Source organism: Streptomyces sp. NBC_01485 (assembly GCF_036227125.1).
Classification (GTDB): Bacteria; Actinomycetota; Actinomycetes; order Streptomycetales; family Streptomycetaceae; genus Streptomyces.
In genome coordinates, this window is sequence record NZ_CP109435.1 from 7,529,209 (window position 1) to 7,546,298 (window position 17,090).

General features: G+C 69.1%; 11 protein-coding genes and 2 pseudogenes. 12 read left to right on the forward strand and 1 reads right to left on the reverse strand.

The features are described from left to right. The first annotated feature begins 386 nt into the window (after positions 1-386). The 12 genes and pseudogenes from OG352_RS33360 to chvE all read left to right on the forward strand — a co-directional run bounded on the left by OG352_RS33360 (position 387) and on the right by chvE (position 15,608). Positions 387-1,418, forward strand: a complete 1,032-nt coding sequence (locus OG352_RS33360) for a LacI family DNA-binding transcriptional regulator (RefSeq protein ID WP_329222067.1) — start codon at positions 387-389, stop codon at positions 1,416-1,418. A 197-nt stretch (positions 1,419-1,615) separates the two neighbouring features. Further along, positions 1,616-3,295 (forward strand): ribulokinase, encoded by a 1,680-nt coding sequence (gene araB / locus OG352_RS33365; RefSeq protein ID WP_329222069.1) that lies wholly within the window; start codon positions 1,616-1,618, stop codon positions 3,293-3,295. A 78-nt stretch (positions 3,296-3,373) separates the two neighbouring features. Then, positions 3,374-4,891 carry an L-arabinose isomerase gene (araA, locus tag OG352_RS33370; RefSeq protein ID WP_329222070.1) on the forward strand — a complete coding sequence of 506 codons (1,518 nt, stop codon included), beginning with the start codon at positions 3,374-3,376 and terminating at the stop codon, positions 4,889-4,891. A gap of 31 nt (positions 4,892-4,922) precedes the next feature. Then, positions 4,923-5,654 (forward strand): L-ribulose-5-phosphate 4-epimerase AraD, encoded by a 732-nt coding sequence (gene araD / locus OG352_RS33375; RefSeq protein WP_329222071.1) that lies wholly within the window; start codon positions 4,923-4,925, stop codon positions 5,652-5,654. A gap of 688 nt (positions 5,655-6,342) precedes the next feature. Continuing rightward, positions 6,343-6,618 (forward strand): annotated as a pseudogene (locus OG352_RS33380) (IS200/IS605 family accessory protein TnpB-related protein); the annotation flags it as partial. 68 nt (positions 6,619-6,686) lie between these two features. Next, a pseudogene (locus OG352_RS33385) lies at positions 6,687-6,836 on the forward strand (IS701 family transposase); the annotation flags it as partial. 1,391 nt (positions 6,837-8,227) lie between these two features. After that, entirely contained in the window at positions 8,228-9,232 is a 1,005-nt protein-coding gene (locus OG352_RS33390; protein WP_329222072.1) for an ABC transporter substrate-binding protein, read from the forward strand. A 97-nt stretch (positions 9,233-9,329) separates the two neighbouring features. Continuing rightward, a complete protein-coding gene (locus OG352_RS33395; protein WP_329222074.1) occupies positions 9,330-10,868 on the forward strand; it encodes a sugar ABC transporter ATP-binding protein in 1,539 nt (512 codons plus the stop codon). Beyond that, entirely contained in the window at positions 10,865-11,926 is a 1,062-nt protein-coding gene (locus OG352_RS33400) for an ABC transporter permease (protein WP_329222076.1), read from the forward strand. Before OG352_RS33395 ends, OG352_RS33400 begins: the two co-directional genes overlap by 4 nt. Then, positions 11,923-12,945, forward strand: coding sequence for a galactofuranose ABC transporter, permease protein YjfF (gene yjfF / locus OG352_RS33405; RefSeq protein WP_329222078.1), 1,023 nt, complete (start codon positions 11,923-11,925; stop codon positions 12,943-12,945). The genes OG352_RS33400 and yjfF overlap by 4 nt, the downstream gene beginning before the upstream one ends. A 173-nt stretch (positions 12,946-13,118) precedes the next feature. Then, positions 13,119-13,259, forward strand: a complete 141-nt coding sequence (locus tag OG352_RS33410) for a hypothetical protein (protein WP_329222079.1) — start codon at positions 13,119-13,121, stop codon at positions 13,257-13,259. Positions 13,260-14,510: 1,251 nt separating this feature from the next. Continuing rightward, the gene (gene chvE / locus OG352_RS33420; protein ID WP_329222082.1) at positions 14,511-15,608 is read left to right on the forward strand and encodes a multiple monosaccharide ABC transporter substrate-binding protein; all 1,098 of its coding nucleotides are present in this window, start codon (positions 14,511-14,513) and stop codon (positions 15,606-15,608) included. Positions 15,609-16,152: 544 nt separating this feature from the next. Here the strand turns inward: chvE and OG352_RS33425 are convergent. Then, on the reverse strand, positions 16,153-16,842 hold the full coding sequence (locus tag OG352_RS33425) for an IclR family transcriptional regulator (protein ID WP_329222083.1): 690 nt from the start codon (positions 16,840-16,842) through the stop codon (positions 16,153-16,155). Positions 16,843-17,090 lie beyond the last annotated feature (248 nt).

Sequence of the window (17,090 nt, forward strand, 5' to 3'; positions counted from 1 at the left end):
GGCGACCGGTCGTCGAACGAGATGCCCTGGAAACGCCGTCCCGGTGCAGTCGCGGTGATCGCCCGCTCTCGTAGCCCTGCCTTTTTTACGCCGGGATGACGGGACGGTCAACACTGTGGAACAGTCAAGAGTGTGGAAACAGATCGGCGCGTTCCGCTTCCTGCGGCGTGCGGAGCGTGGGTGTTCGGCGGTTCTTTGGCGGTGGCTTCTCGCGTCGAAGGCCCCGAGTTCCCCGCCCGCGCCGGTGGGTAAGCGCTCGACCAATGCGGCTCGGCGAGCCTTGACCCTCTCCGAATGTGTGCGCTAACAATGCTCCGCGGTGCAGGCTTCCACCGGAGAACGCACCCGACCGGCGAAGCGTGACGGCACATCGGAAGAGGTGAAGCATGGACGGGGGCCGCGCACCGGTGATGGAGGATGTGGCCCGGATCGCGGGTGTCTCGCACCAGACCGTCTCGCGTGTACTCAACGATCATCCGAACGTGCGGCCCGCCACCCGGGACCGTGTTCTCGCCGCCGTCCGCGAACTGGGCTACCGCCCCAACGCCGCCGCCCGCAACCTGGCGACCCGCCGCACCCGCACCCTGGGTGTGGTCAGCTTCAACACCACGCTCTACGGCCCGGCTTCGATGCTCTACGGCATCGAGCGGGCAGCCAGGCAGTGCGAGTACTTCGTCACGGTGAACGCTCTTGAGGCGCTCGACCGGCGGTCGGTACTGGACGCCGTGGACCGGCTTCGGGACCAGGGCGTCGAGGGAATCATCGTGGTGGCTCCCCAGACCACCGCCGTCGCGGCGCTGGCGAACGTGCCGGCGGACGTGGCCCTGGTCGCGGTCGGCTGCGGCACGCACACCGTGCTGACCTCGGTCGCCGTGGACAACGAGACGGGTGCCGAGCAGGCCACCTCCTATCTGCTGGACCTCGGTCATCGCACGGTGCATCACCTGGTGGGACCGCGTTCCTGGCTCGACGCGCAGGAGCGTGAAGCCGGGTGGCGGCGCGCCCTGGAAAACCGGGGCGTACCCGTGGTCGAGCCGCTGGCCGGTGGCGACTGGACTGCCCGCGCCGGATACGAGTGCGGTCAGCGGATCGCCGCGAATCCCGACGTCACCGCGGTGTTCTGCGCCAACGACCACATGGCACTCGGCCTGCTGCGGGCCCTGCAGCAGGCCGGGCGCCGGGTGCCTGAGGACATCAGCGTCATCGGCTTCGACGACATCCCCGAGGCGGAGTACTTCGGCCCGCCGCTGACCACCGTCCGTCAGGACTTCGACGAGCTCGGCCGACGCGCCCTCCGTGCGCTGATCGAGATCATCGACGGTCCCGTCTCGGCGCTCCCGGCACCTGCCGAGACGCCGCACGTCATCATCCAGCCCAGTTTGGTGGTGCGGGCCTCAGCGGCCCGGCCCCGAGCCTGATCGGCGTGCCGACCACACGCCGCCACTTCGGCAGGATCCGGAGCCGGGACGTAGGGCGGTTCCGTCGATCCGGGCGCTGGATACCCCGGCGAGCTGTCGTGGGCGAGGCCATGGCGCGCGGGCCGGTGACCCAGTAGCATCGGCAGAATATCGAACGAAGATCGATATATCGAACAATCCGTGAGGGAGGGCTGGCTGTGAAAGCCGAGCATGAGGCAGCCGGGAGACCGGAACCCTGCGTCGTCGGGGTCGACTTCGGGACGTTGTCCGGGCGGGCCGTGGTGGTCCGGGTGCGGGACGGTGCGGAGTTGGGGGCGGCGGAGCACGCGTACTCGCATGCGGTCCTGGACCGGGCGTTGCCCGATGGCACGGTTCTGCCGCCGGACTGGGCGTTGCAGGTGCCGTCGGACTACGTGGATGTCCTGCGCCTCGCGGTCCCCGAGGCCCTCGCCCGGGCCGGGGTGCGGCCGGAGCAGGTGATCGGCATCGGGACGGACTTCACCGCGTGCACGGTGCTGCCGGTCCTGGCGGACGGCACGCCGTTGTGTGAACTGCCTGAATTCGTGGGCCGTCCGCACGCCTACATCAAGCTGTGGCGGCATCATGCCGCGCAGGACCAGGCGGACCGGATCAACGCCCTCGCCGCGGAGCGGGGCGAGCCGTGGCTGGCGCGGTACGGCGGGAAGATCTCCTCGGAGTGGGAGTTCGCCAAGGCGCTGCAGGTGCTGGAGGAGGACCCGGAGGTCTACCGGCGCACGGAGCGGTGGGTGGAGGCTGCGGACTGGATCGTGTGGCAGTTGTGCGGGGCGTATGTCCGCAACGCCTGTACCGCGGGTTACAAGGGCCAGTACCAGGACGGCGTGTACCCCTCCCCCGGCCATCTCGCGGCCCTGCACCCGGACTTCGCCGGCTTCGTGGCCGACAAGCTGGACCAGCCGATCGGTGAACTGGGCGCCCCGGCCGGGCTGCTGACGGCCGAGGCCGCGGCCTGGACGGGACTGCCGGAGGGCATCACGGTCTGCGTCGGCAACGTCGACGCCCATGTGACGGCGCCCGCGGCGGCAGCGGTGGAGCCGGGCCAGATGGTCGCCATCATGGGCACCTCCACCTGCCATGTGATGAGCTCCGACCAGCAGGCCGTGGTGCCGGGCATGTGCGGCGTCGTGGACGGCGGCATCCTGCCGGGCCTGTGGGGGTACGAGGCCGGACAGAGCGGCGTCGGCGACATCTTCGGCTGGTTCATCCGCACCGGGTTCCCCGCGTCGTACGCCGAGGAGGCCGCCGCGCTGGGCCGTGACCCGCACGAGCACCTCACCGCCCTCGCGGCCGGACAGAAGGTCGGCGAGCACGGGCTGATCGCGCTGGACTGGCACAGCGGCAACCGTTCCGTCCTGGTCGACCATGACCTCAGCGGCGTACTGGTCGGCCTGACGCTGTCCACCCGGCCGGAGGACGTCTACCGCGCGCTCCTGGAGGCGACCGCCTTCGGCACCCGCACCATCATCGACGCCTTCGAGACGGCCGGGGTGCCGGTGCGGGAGCTCATCATCGCGGGCGGCCTCACCAAGAACGCCCTGCTCATGCAGATCTACGCCGACGTCACCGGCCGTCCGCTGGGCGTCATCGGCTCCACCCAGGGCCCGGCGCTGGGCGCCGCGATGCACGCCGCGGTCGCCGCCGGGGCGTACGCCGACATCCGGGCCGCGGCGCAGGCCATGGGCAAGTCGCAGCGCGGGGTCTACCAGCCCGACCCCGAACGCGCCGCCGCCTACGAACGCCTCTACGCCGAGTACCGGCTCCTGCACGACCACTTCGGCCGCGGCGCCAACGACGTCATGCACCGGCTGCGCCGCCTGCGCGCCGAAGTGTCCGCCTGAGCGGCCCGCACCCCACCCACCCCCGGCCCGCACCCCACCCACCCCCGGCCCGCACCGCTCGACCCGAAAGGCTCCGTCATGACGACACCCGCCCCGACCTACGCCGACCAGGAGATCTGGTTCCTCACCGGCAGCCAGGGAATGTACGGCGAGGACACCCTGCGCCAGGTCGCCCACCAGTCCCGGCAGATCGCCGAAATGCTCGACGCCGCCCCCCGCATACCCCTGCGCATCGTGTGGAAGCCGGTCCTCACCGACGCCGAATCGATCCGCCGGCTGTGCCTGGAAGCCAACGCCTCCGACGCCTGCGTGGGCGTCATGGTGTGGATGCACACCTTCTCACCGGCCAAGATGTGGATCGCCGGACTCAGCGCACTGGACCGGCCGGTGCTCCACCTGCACACCCAGTACAACCTGTCGCTGCCCTGGTCGAGCATCGACATGGACTTCATGAACCTCAACCAGGCCGCCCACGGCGACCGCGAGTTCGCGCACATCGAGGCGCGCATCGGCGTCAACCGCAAGATCGTCGCCGGTCACGCCACCGACCCCCGCGTCGTGGGCCGCGTCGCCGCCTGGTCCCGGGCCGCCGCCGGCCGTCAGGCGGCACGCACCCTGCGCCTGGCGCGCTTCGGCGACAACATGCGCGACGTCGCCGTCACCGAGGGCGACAAGGTCGAAGCCCAGATGCGGTTCGGCTACTCCGTCAACACCTACGCCGTCAACGACCTCGTCGCCGTCGTCGACGCCGTCCCGGACAAGGACACCGCCGAACTCGCCGCCGAGTACGCCGAGTCCTACGACATCGTCGAGGCCCTGCGCCCCGGCGGCATCCGCCACGACTCGCTGCTGTACTCGGCCCGCCTCGAACTGGGCCTGCGCACCTTCCTCACCGACGGCGGCTTCACCGCCTTCACCACCAACTTCGAGGACCTCGGCGGGCTGCGCCAACTGCCCGGCCTGGCCGTCCAGCGCCTCATGGCCGACGGCTACGGATTCGGCGGCGAAGGCGACTGGAAGACCTCCGCACTCCTGCGCACCATGAAGGTCATGGGCCAAGGACAGCCCGGCGGCACCAGCTTCATGGAGGACTACACCTACCACCTCGGCCCCGGCACCCCCCGCATCCTCGGCGCCCACATGCTCGAGGTCTGCCCCACCATCGCCGCGAACCGCCCCAGCTGCGAGATCCACCCCCTCTCCATCGGCGGCCGCGAGGACCCCGTCCGCCTCGTCTTCGACGCCGCCCCCGGCCCCGCCCTGGTCGTCGGCCTCGCCGACCTCGGCGACCGCTTCCGCCTCACCGCCAACACCGTCGACGTCGTCGCCCCCAACGAAACACTGCACCGCCTGCCCGTCGCCCGCGCCGTCTGGGAACCCCGCCCCTCACTCGCCGAGTCCGCCGAAGGCTGGCTCCTGTCCGGCGCGCCCCACCACACCGTCCTCAGCTCCGCCGTGGACACCGAGACCCTCACCGACTTCGCGGCGATGACCGGCGTCGAACTGCTCACCATCGACGAGCACACCACGTCCGGACAGCTCGCCAAGGAGATCCGCTGGAACGCCGCCTACCACCGCCTCGCCCAGGCCCTGTGACGCCCATGACCAGCACTCGAGGAGACAACCGATGACCGTCACCGTCCGCGACGGCCTGCGGGAAGAGGTCCTGAACGCCAACCTGGCCATCCCCCAGGCCGGCCTCGCCACCCTGACCTGGGGCAATGTGAGCGGCATCGACCGGGAGGCCGGCGTCTTCGTCATCAAACCCTCCGGGATCCCGTACGAGAGCCTCGCCCTCGGGCATCTGGTGACGGTGCGGCTGTCCGACGGCGCCGTCGTCGACGGCGACCTGCGGCCCTCCACCGACACCGAGACCCACCGCTGCCTCTACCTCGCCTTCCCCTCCATCGGCGGCGTCACCCACACCCACTCCACGCACGCCGTGGCCTTCGCCCAGGCCCGCCGCGAGATACCCGTCCTGGGCACCACCCACGCCGACACCTTCAACGGCCCCGTCCCCTGCACCCCCGACCTCACCGCCGAACAGTGCGCGAAGGACTACGAGTACAACACCGGCCGCGTCATCGTGGACCTGCTGAACGCGGACGACCAGAAAGCAACCGAAGTCCCCGGCGCCCTCGTCGCGGGCCACGGCCCCTTCACCTGGGGCGCCACCGCCCGCAAGTCCCTCGAACACTCCATCATCTGCGAAGCCGTCGCCGACATGGCGCTGCACACCTTCGCCCTGTCCCCCACGGGCCCGCCACCGCCCCCACACCTCCTGGAACGCCACTACACCCGCAAACACGGCCCCGACGCCTACTACGGCAACCCCGAGGCGACGCAGGTCACCGGATAACCGACCGACCGAGGCCCCGTCGATCGGGCTGATCCCGCCGAGCGGCGACCGCGGTCGGGACCGGCCGCTCGCGCGGGGTCGCACCATCGGATGCCGTGAACGATCGCCGTCACGGCCGATACGTACACGAGCCCGCGTCACCTCCGAGAACACCGCCCGAAGTGGAGCCCGGGCCCTACGACGGGGAGGAGCCCGGCCCCGAGTCCCGGCCGGACGGTGCCGATCTGCGGGGAGAAACCTCGGGGCCCGGCGACCCGTCAGCTCACGCAACGGCCCCGGACGTTATCCGGGGGAGTCGGCGAGTGGCCGGAGTGACGCGCGGGCGTCTCGTCACACCTTCTCTCCTCGGCGAAGCCGCGTCCGCAGCAGCGTGGCCACCCAGGGCCGTGGCGAACACCGCCGTGTGGTCGGCGGGAATCGGCCCGTGGGCGGGCAGCAGTACGCGTGCCGTCAGGTCGGCCGGTCGGTGCCAGGAGGGCGTCGCAGCTGGCCCCGACGGCCGTACACCAGCCGTGCAGGGAAGCCGCTGGTGTGCCGGGAGGCCGCGGGTGTGCCGGAACAGCTGTCGGCCCGGCAGGGGGTTGCCGGGCCGACAGCCACGGGTTGGGAACTGCTGAGGTTTGACTGCGTACGAGTGTGTTCCGGCGTGTATGGGTGAGTGCTGACGGTCGTGGCCAGGTGCTCTGCCAAGCGGGAACTGACACCCCTGTCCTCCTCACGCTGGGCGGGCGCCATCACCAAGGCCAGCCACGACCAGTGGGCCCTGTCCCGCCGGTGCCAGCTCGCCCACATCCAGAGCCTGGAAGCCGGTATCGGCACGATCAGGCACCGGCTGTCCCTGCCCTTGCGGGAGAAGGGCAACAAGCGCGCGCCCGGCGGCTACCGCTCCCGGCGGGAGTGGCATGCCAAGACCCGCCGCCTGCACATCCTTCAGGACCGGCTGGAGCAGGCCCGCGCCGACCGGAGTTGGCGACCAACGCCATCACCTACGGTCGCTACGGCACGGCCACCCTTCTCACCGCGGGCGGAGTCGACCACGCCGAGATGAAGCAGGCCCTGGGCCCGGCCCACTTCGAAGGCCGCACCAGGAGGGATGGGCACCACGTCATCCTCGTCTCCGTCGCGCACGCCTTCCGCACCCTCCAACGCATCACCCGATCACCAAGACAGACGGCGTCGGCCCGAGCCTCCACCAGGTCCCCACGAACCGCAGTCCCTCCTCGTGGTCCGAGCTCGCCGACGCCGACGGCGGTGTCGGTGGTCTGTACGTGGCCGACAACCCCCTCACAGCCGTGACCTGCGCTCACCACCTCAGCGCCCCAGGTGTTCACACCGTGCCATGACGGGTGCCACGTCCCAGCCAATTGTCCGATATTTCGTACGGAGTTCGACTCTTCGTGCAAGGATCGAAAATATGGCCACGGCCGCCGAGCGTCAATCCCTCTGCCGAGAACACGATTCTGCGCCGGGCGATCGTGCGGGCCGTCCGCCCCGCCCGCCACCCCGCGTTACCCAAACGTGATGGCTCGCTTCTCGCGCAACCCCTTGACCGGCGGGAACGGTTGGCGCTCACTATGGCCTCCGCAATCACCGACCGCTTCAGGGGGATACAGCTGTGGCACACTCGGCGCACAGCAACACCTCCCGGACGGATTGCCAACCTGTTCCAGACCTGCCACCGGACAGCCGCCAAGGAGGCGTGGCCATGGCGCAACCATCACGGCGGCCGCCCGTCATGGCTGACGTCTCACAGTCGGCAGGCGTGTCGCACCAGGTCATCTCGCGTATGCCGGGGAGCCGCCGCACCGTGCGGAACGAGGCGCGAGCCAAGGCGATGCATGCGATCGAGGAACGCGGTCATCGCCGCGATTCCTCCGGGCGGGCCCTCGCCACCCGGCGCGATCGGACCCGAGGAGCCGCCTCGGACACCACCCTCCACGGCCCTTCCGCCGCGCCGGCGGAACTCCGGTACCCCTTCCCGGTGGCGACGGTCGGCGGCGGCCGCGTCCGGGAGGCGCCCCGGCGTCAAGGCGGCCCGGCGCCTCGGTGCCGGGCCGGTGGCCAGGCATCTCCTGGCGGCCGGTCATCGCGTCATCTGGCATCCTGCGGGTTGCGGCAAGTGGCTGGAAGCCGAGGACCGGGTCACCGTGCGGGCCGGGAACTGCTCCGGCAGGCGGGCCGGAGTCCGACCGCGGTCTTGACCGGCCGACGACCGGATGGCGCAGGTTGTCGCGGACGCTGGGCGAAGGCGGCGCCCGTACCCCCCACGGCATCGCGGCGGTCGGGTTCCCCTGCGTCCCGGGGCCCGAGTTCTCCGCCCCTCCGCTGAGTACCATCCGACAGGACCTCTCCGCGGTGGGGAAACGGAGCCGTCCTCCTCTCCCCACCGCTCCCCGGGGGAAGCCCATCCCGCCATGACCACCCTCGGACGGCACCGCCCACGTATGTTCGGTATCTCGAACGTTGGCCGGTCCACAGAACAACATCGCTTCCCCGGTTCCCGACGGAACGTCAGAAGCGACCTCACGCAACCGAGCCCCATCCCCGGGCCGGCTCTACGAAGGAGTAGAAACATGCTGAACAGAAGGAACTTCCTTACCGCGGCGGTCGGTGTGGCGGCTGCGACCGGACTCGCGGCCTGTGCCAAGGAGGACGGCAGCTCGTCCGGCTCCTCCGGTGGCGGCAGCAAGGCGATCTCCCTCGGCTTCTCCCAGGTCGGCTCGGAGAGCGGCTGGCGGAGCGCCAACAGCGACTCGGTGAAGTCGGCCGCGAAGGGGGCGGGCTACACCCTCAAGTTCTCCGACGCCCAGCAGAAGCAGGAGAACCAGATCTCCGCGATCCGCAGCTACATCGCGCAGAAGGTCGACGTCATCGCCTTCTCGCCGGTGGTCGTCACCGGCTGGGACGCGGTGCTCAAGGAGGCCAAGGCCGCGAAGATCCCCGTGGTCCTCACCGACCGCTCCGTGGAGACGTCCGACCAGTCCCTGTACGTGACCCTGGTCGGCTCCGACTTCACGGACGAGGGCCGGCGCGCCGCCCGCATGCTGGAGAAGGTCCTGGCGACGGCCGGCCACAAGGGCGCGGTGAAGATAGCGCAGTTGGAGGGCACCACCGGTGCCGCCCCGGCGATCGAGCGTGCCAAGGGCTTCAAGGAGGTCATGGACGCGGAGCACAAGGCCGACTGGAAGATCGTCATCAGCCAGACCGGTGACTTCACCCGCGCCGGCGGCAAGCAGGTCATGGCGGCCTTCCTGCAGTCCAACCCGGACATCAACGTGCTCTTCGCGCACAACGACGACATGGCCATCGGTGCCATCCAGGCCATCGAGGCGGCCGGCAAGAAGCCCGGCAAGGACATCCTCATCGTCTCGATCGACGGTGTGAAGGACGGCTTCGTCGCCATGTCCGAAGGCAAGATCAACGGCATCGTCGAGTGCAACCCGCTGCTCGGCCCCCAGCTGATGGAGATCGTGAAGAAGGTCCACGACGGCGAGAAGGTCGAGCGGTGGATCAAGACCAAGGAGGGCGACTTCACGCAGGACCAGGCCAAGGCCGCGCTCCCCACTCGCAAGTACTGACCGACCGTCCCCGCCGGCAGGGAGCCTCCGGCCGACCGAGATCCCTCGGTCGCGAGGCTCCCTGCCGACCTGAACCCTTTGCATGAGGAGCGCTGCCATGGCAGAGCCGCGGCCCGTCCTGGAGATGACGGGCATAGTCAAGGAATTTCCGGGGGTAAGGGCTCTGTCGGGTGTCGACTTCCGGCTCTTCCCGGGCGAGATACACGCCCTGATGGGCGAGAACGGCGCCGGAAAGTCCACGATGATCAAGGTGCTGACGGGCGTCTACTCCCTGGACGGCGGCACGATCACCCTCGACGGCACGTCCGTACGGTTCGGCAGCCCGCTGCAGGCACAGCAGGCCGGTATCAGCACCGTCTATCAGGAGGTCAACCTCTGCCCCAACCTGTCGGTGGCGGAGAACATTTTCATCGGACGCGAACCCACCCGCGCGGGCCGCATCCAGTGGAAGCGGATGCGCAAGGAGGCGGCGGAGCTGGTCGACCGGCTCGGGCTCGACATCGACGTCACCGCGCCGCTGTCCTCGTACCCGCTGGCCGTGCAGCAACTGGTCGCGATCGTACGGTCGGTGGGCTCCGGAGACCGCGACGGCGAGGGATCCGGCACCAAGGTGCTGGTCCTCGACGAGCCGACCTCCAGCCTCGACCGCGACGAGGTCCTCGAACTCTTCCGTCTGATGCGGCAGCTGAGGGACGAGGGCGTCGCGATCCTGTTCGTGTCGCACTTCCTCGACCAGATCTACGAGATCTGCGACCGGATGACCATCCTGCGCAACGGCACCCTGGTCGGCGAGCACATGGTCCGTGACCTCGACCAGGTCGGACTGATCGAGCTGATGATCGGCAAGGCCCTGGACCAGCTCGAGGGGCTGCACGAGCACCAGATGCACTCCGATGTCGGCGAGACGCTGGTCAAGGCCGAGGGGCTCGGCCGCAGCGGCGGGATCGCCCCCTTCGACCTGGAGATCAAGAAGGGTGAGGTGCTCGGACTCGCCGGCCTGCTGGGATCCGGCCGCACCGAGCTCGCCCGGCTGCTGTTCGGCGCCGACCAGCCGGACACCGGCAAGGTGTCCATCAGCGGCAAGCAGGTCCCGATGAACGCCCCGAACGACGCCATCGGCGCCGGGGTCGCGTTCTGCTCGGAGAACCGCAAGAGCGAGGGGCTGGTCCCCGATCTGACCGTGCGCGAGAACATCATCCTCGCCCTCCAGGCGGCCCGCGGCTGGACCCGGCCCATACCGGCCGCCCAGCGCGACGAACTCGTCGCCAAGTACATCCAGGCCCTGGACATCCGCCCCGCCGACCCGGAGGCCCGGGTAGGGCAGCTCAGCGGCGGCAACCAGCAGAAGGTGCTGCTCGCCCGCTGGCTGATCACCCAGCCGAAGCTGCTGATCCTGGACGAGCCCACGCGCGGCATCGACGTCGGCGCGAAGGCGGAGATCCAGAAACTGGTGGTGTCCCTCTCCGAGGACGGCATGTCCGTGCTGTACATCGCGGCCGAACTGGAGGAGGTCCTCCGGCTCAGCCACACCATCGGGGTGCTGCGCGACCGCCGGCTGGTGGCGCGGCTCACCAACGGGCCCGAGATCACCACCAGCCAGATCCTCGAGACCATCGCGAGCGGAGAGCACCAGTGACCACCCCTTCCCGATGGCGAGCACTGACGCGCCACCACCTGTTCTGGCCGGTCGCGGTCCTGGTCGTGCTGCTGCTCGTCAACGTCCCCTTCACACCCGGCTTCTTCTCGATCCGGATGGCGGACGGCCACCTCTACGGCAGCCTCGTCTCCATCGTGCTGTTCGGCTCACCACTGATCCTGGTGGCGGTCGGCATGACCCTGGTCATCGCCACCGGCGGCATCGACCTCTCCGTCGGCGCCGTGGTCGCCATCACCGGGGCCCTGTCGTGCTGGTACATCAACGGCGAAGCAGACCAGAACTCCGTTTCCGGGGTGCTGGTCGCCGTGGCGCTGGGCCTGGTCGCCGCGGTCGTCTGCGGCCTGTGGAACGGCTTCCTGGTCGCCAGGAGGGGCATCCAGCCGATCATCGCCACGCTGATCATCATGGTCGCCGGGCGCGGTGTCGCCCAGCTGATCACCGACGGCCAGATCATCACCGTCAACAGCGACCCTTACCAGCTGATCGGCGGCGGCTACTGGCTGACACTGCCGTTCTCCCTCTTCGTGGTGGCCGCGGTTGTGGCCGTCACCGTGGTGCTGACCCGCCGCACGGCGCTCGGCCTGCTGGTCGAGTCGGTCGGCGGCAACGCCGAGGCCAGCCGCCTGGTCGGCATCAGGTCCACGCGCATCAAGATCATGGTCTACATGTTCTGCGCGCTGTGCGCGGGGATCGCGGGGCTGATGATCAGCTCCAACACCTCGGCCGCGGACGGCAACAACGCCGGTCTGTGGATCGAACTCGACGCGATCCTCGCCGTGGTGATCGGCGGCACCTCGCTGGTCGGCGGCCGGTTCTCCATCGGCGGCACGGTGATCGGCGCCCTCGTCATCCAGACCCTGACCACCACGATCTACACCATCGGCGTGCCGACCCAGACCAACCTGGTCTTCAAGGCCGCCGTCGTCATCGTCGTCTGCCTGCTGCAGTCCCCGAAGTTCCGAGCCAAGATCTTCGGCGCGAAGGGCCTCAAGGCTCTGCGCCGGGACGCCGCCCCGAAGATGGAGGTGTCGCGATGAGCGCGACCGCCCAGACCACCGAGGCAGCCAAGAGCGGCATCGCCTCCCGTGCCGCGCGTCTGCTCGGCGACCGGCGTCTGCCCGTCCTGGTGACGGCCACCCTGTTCATCGCCATGTACATCGGCGGCCTCGGCCGGTACCAGAACTACGGGTTCGCCGAACCCCAGGTGTTCCTCAACCTGTTCATCGACAACAGCTATCTGCTGGTCGCCGCCATCGGTGCCACCTTCGTCATCATGTCCGGCGGCATCGACCTGTCCGTGGGCTCGATGATCGGCTTCACCACCATGTTCACGGCGTGGCTGGTGGAACGTCAGGGGTTGCCGCTGGTGCTGGTGGTCCCCCTCGCGCTGGGCTTGGGAGCCTTCGGCGGTTTCCTGATGGGCTACGTGATCCACAACTTCGAGATCCAGCCGTTCATCGTCACCCTCGCCGGGCTCTTCCTCTTCCGCGGACTGTGCCTGGTCATCAGCAAGGAGTCGATCTCCATCAGCGACGCCTCGGTGAGCAGCCTGGCCGAGACGCGGGTGTCGCTGGGCGCGGGCGAACTGTCGATCGGCGCCGTCGTGGCCCTGGTCGTCCTCGGCGTCGCCTGCTACGTCCTCCACTACACCCGCTTCGGACGCCGTGTGTACGCCATCGGCGGCAACGAGCAGTCGGCGCTGCTCATGGGTCTTCCGCTGGGCCGCACGAAGATCGCCGTCTACACGGTGAGCGGCTTCTGCTCCGCCCTGGCCGGTCTGCTGTTCATGCTGTACATCCAGTCGGGCGATCCGCTGCACGCCGTCGGCATGGAGCTCGACGCCATCGCCGCGGTGGTCATCGGCGGCACCCTGCTGACCGGCGGTTCCGGTTATGTGCTGGGCACACTCTTCGGTGTGCTGGTGCTCGGCCTGATCAAGAGCATGATCACGTTCGAGGGCACGCTCAGCTCCTGGTGGACGAAGATAGCCACCGGTGTGCTGCTGTGCGCCTTCATCCTGATCCAGCGAACCATGACGTCACGTCAGAAGACCTGACCAGCAGACCCTGACCGGCAGACCTGGCAGCAGGGATACGGCGACATGCTCTGCCGCGCACTTTCACGGGCTGATCGTGTGCGGCACCCGCCTTCCCCCTCGGGTTCCGGTACTCCAAGAGGGACCAGTTCGGGGCACTACCGGCTCGACCGCCTCCGGGTCACCCGTCGGAGATGTTCGAGACCACCGCCGCCGCCATCGCCGAGGCCCACGTCGAGATCGCCGAGGGCGACGCCGCGCGGCGCAAGGCGATCGAGGACCTTGCCCGGATCCCCTGGAGGGCCGCGAGCGCCGTGCCCGCCGCAAGGCGATGAAAGCTGCCGTCGCCGAGACGGAGCCCTACCGCCATCGTCGGTCCGGCCCCGCGCCGGCCTCCGACACGGTCCAGCCCCAGCGACGCCACCGCCTCCGGAAGGACAAGGACCGAGAGGAACGGGAGAGCGCCTCGGTGGAGACCGGCGGGGTCTTCCTCGCGAGAACGGCCTGAGCCCGACGGCGAGGAGAAGCCCGGCCCGGAATCCGAGCCGGATGATGCTGATCCGTCGGGCGGTATCCGGGAGATCAACTCCCGTCCGCTCACGCGCACGGCCCCGGACGAGGAGTCCGAGGCCGAACAGAGCGCCTCCCTGGTGAGTGGAACCCAGGTCAGCGGCGTAACGCGTGGTGCCCCCGGCAGGATTCGAACCTGCGACGCCCGCTTGAGGAGTTTTCCCTGGATAAGGCCCTGAGCTGGGTAAACGCCGGGCGCGGCAGCCTTGAGCCGGAAAACACCCCTGTGCAGCTCTCGCCTGTTCGCGGCGATTTTCTGTCCCCCTGTGTGCCGAATCCGTTCTGCAGGGCGACCGGCGTCGCGTACTCCGTCGGCTTCCATGAAAATTCCGTGGAGACCGAAAGCGATCTCCAACACGTTCTAAAACCGTTTCTGTTCGGCCAGTTGACACCCCGCACACCCCCTCTTAAAGTCGCGCCAGCATTCCGATCACGTGACGATATGTCGAACGGTTGAAAGGCAAGTGCCTTGCGCTCCACCGGAATCAGCACATCCGTGGCCGGAACGCCGTGGCGCTGCCTGACGTATGTCACGGGTGCACACCGGCAAAGGGATCACGAGAGCCGGCGAGACCCGGATGCAGGGCCGCACCGACGCACTGATCGGCGACATGCGGGACACCGAGGCGCCAGAGCACAGACTCGAGCAACCTGCCGGGCGGCGGCCTGGCCCTCAGCCGTTTCAGCGAGATCCGCCGGCTGTTCACTGCTCTTGAAACGTGTGCGCCAAGATCCCCGACGACCTCGGCGGCCACGTGCGGATCCACGGGGCCGCCGAACGGGTCCGCCGCAGCGCACCGTGCTGCCCGAGGTTCGGTCTGTCCAGGGCGCCCGGGATCTACTCGTACGGCACCCCCCCTGCGGGATCCGACCCCGGACACCGCAGGGAGCGGGTACGGCGCGACCGAATCGCGCTCGACCCGCTCGCCGACTGCCCGGCCCGCTCCGCCGCTTCTCCGCCGACATCTGATATGCCGTCATCCCCTCAACGACGAGAAGAACAAGGAACGGCCACCATGCACAACCGAAGAGCCGCCCTCGCCGCGATCGCCGGAGCCGCCTCCCTCGCCCTCACCGTGTCCGCCTGCGGCCAGAACATGGGGGGCAGCTCCGCGGGCAGCTCCAAGGGCGACACCATCGGCATCGCGATGCCGACCCAGGCCTCCGAGCGCTGGCTCACCGACGGCAAGAGCGTCGTCAAGGACCTGCAGGCCAAGGGGTACAAGACCAAGCTGGTCTACGGTGAGGACCACCCGAAAACCCAGGTCTCACAGATCGAGAGCCTGATCAAGCAGGGCGTCGATGCACTGATCATCGCGGCCATCGACAACAAGTCGCTGAACGGCGTGCTCCAACAGGCCGCCGACGCGCACATCCCGGTGATCTCCTACGACCGGCTCATCCTCGGCACCAAGAACGTCGACTACTACGTCTCCTTCGACAACGAGCAGGTCGGCCGGTTCCAGGCCCTCTACATCATCGACAAGCTCGGCCTGGAGAACGGCAAGGGCCCGTTCAACATCGAGCTGTTCGCCGGCTCCGGCGACGACAACAACACCAAGTACTTCTTCGACGGCGCGATGCACCTCCTGCAGCCGTACCTGGACAGCAAGCAGTTGGTCGTCCGGTCCGGCCAGACCGCGCTCGACCAGGTCACCACCCTGCGCTGGGACGGGCCCACCGCGCAGAAGCGCATGAGCGGCATCCTCGACGAGTCGTACCGGAGCAAGAAGGTCGACGCGGTCCTGTCGCCGTACGACGGCATCTCCATCGGCATCCTGACCGCGCTGAAGTCGGACGGCTACGGCTCCGACAGCAAGCCCCTCCCGGTCGTCACCGGTCAGGACGCCGAACTGGCCTCGGTGAAGTCGATCATCGCGGGTGAGCAGTCGCAGACCGTCTACAAGGACCTTCGCCGGCTCGCCACGGTCGCCGCGGACATGGCCGACGACGTACTCAACGGCAAGACGCCGACAGTGAACAACAGAAGGGCCTACAACAACGGCGTCAAGGCTGTGCCCGCCTACTTGCTGCAGCCGACGAGCGTCGACAAGACCAACTACGAGTACGTTCTGGTCGCGGGCGGCGACTACACCGCCGCCGAGCTCAAGTAGACAGTACGAGAAGAGCGCCGGTCACGCGGCGGCACACTTGCGAGAGGGCGCTAAGCCCGATCTTTCTCGGTTCGTCATTGCTCGATCGTGGGACTGATTGCCGTACGAGCCGACCATTCGTCATGTGCATGCCGGGATGCGGGCATGGACCGAAGACCGTGTCCGAGCGACCTGTCGGATGGGCATTGGGCGTTGATCGAGCCGATGATCACGGCCTGGAAGCAGGGCCGGGTGAGCCGGTCGGCGACCGGAGACCCCGGGGACCTGTGATCTCCGGGAGATGAGCGGGGTCTCCTGCCCGGCCGTGTCGTTCGGGTCGACCAAGGCCAGTGCGACGTCATCACCCCGGTCGGGGGCTTCGGCGCCGCCGGCGATGCCGATGTCGGCCTCGTAGCCGCTGCGGGCTTCGGGGTCGCGGACGATTCCGTGCCCGACGCGGGCGGGAAGGCCGCCCGCAACGAGTCGGGCAACAGTGCGGGAGCTCATCGTGTGGATCACACGGTCAAGGCCCGGGCCTCTCCGGCCAGTCACACGAAACAAAGGATCAAATCCTCAGCCGGAGGTCGCCGCCCCCAAGGCCCGCACTGATCGCTCTGCTGGTCCGCCGGACGACATCGGCGAGCCGCTCCGGCCGGTGAGCGGGGCCGGTCGCGGTGAACAGCGCGGCGACCGGAGCGCTGCTCACGTCGTACAACGGAGCGGCTACACAGCACACCCCTGGCATCAGAATCCCCTGGTCGACCGCGACACCGCATTCCCGGATGGCCCGTGCCTCCCGCGGCCAGGAGGCGGGCATTGCGCTCGGCGGGAAGCGGTATTCCGGCGTTGCGGCGAGCACTTTGCCGGCGGCGGTGTACCACGGCCAGGCCGACTGGTTCCGCGAAGCAGGGAACGTCACGGCCTCACCGGGTGTCCAGTGGAGCAGGAGCGTCCGGTCGTGGCGCAGCACCGCGATCCCTACGGCCGCGCCCGTGACCTCTGCCAGGCGGCGGGCGGGCTCGGCTGCCGTGGAACGCAGCCTCGGATGCGGCTGCCACCCGTTCCCGAGCTGGAACATGCGCGAGCCGATCCGGTACCCGTCCACGAACCGCTCCACCGCGCCCAGGCCGACCAGCTGTTCCAGCAGCCGGTGCGCCGTGGCTTTGGGCAGTCCGCTCTCGGACGAAAGCCGGGTCAGCCCCGCCCCCCTGCTACGTTCCACCGCGGCCAGCAACTCGAAGGCTCCCTCCAGCACACTCCGTCCCCCGGCATGCGCCGAGGGACGAACCGAGGTGGGAGCGGGCCCGTCGGTGCCCCCGCAGGCTCCGGGCTCGCTGCCGGTGCGCACACGTACAGAACTGCCGTTTTCTCGCATGGTCCCTCAAGTCCCCCCTGTGAGCGACGCGTTCGGTGGTCGGCCGCCGCGTACACCGCCATGGTGAGAGCCGGGCCTCGGTCAAAATGTTGTCGATAGGTTGTCGTCTCCCGTCGACGGGGCTGTCG

Coding starts and splice junctions, on each gene's coding strand:
- OG352_RS33360 (WP_329222067.1), top strand. CDS start 387: ATGGACGGGGGCCGCGCACCGGTGATGGAGGATGTGGCCCGGATCGCG.
- araA (WP_329222070.1), top strand. CDS start 3,374: ATGACGACACCCGCCCCGACCTACGCCGACCAGGAGATCTGGTTCCTC.
- araD (WP_329222071.1), top strand. CDS start 4,923: ATGACCGTCACCGTCCGCGACGGCCTGCGGGAAGAGGTCCTGAACGCC.
- OG352_RS33390 (WP_329222072.1), top strand. CDS start 8,228: ATGCTGAACAGAAGGAACTTCCTTACCGCGGCGGTCGGTGTGGCGGCT.
- OG352_RS33395 (WP_329222074.1), top strand. CDS start 9,330: ATGGCAGAGCCGCGGCCCGTCCTGGAGATGACGGGCATAGTCAAGGAA.
- yjfF (WP_329222078.1), top strand. CDS start 11,923: ATGAGCGCGACCGCCCAGACCACCGAGGCAGCCAAGAGCGGCATCGCC.
- OG352_RS33410 (WP_329222079.1), top strand. CDS start 13,119: ATGTTCGAGACCACCGCCGCCGCCATCGCCGAGGCCCACGTCGAGATC.
- chvE (WP_329222082.1), top strand. CDS start 14,511: ATGCACAACCGAAGAGCCGCCCTCGCCGCGATCGCCGGAGCCGCCTCC.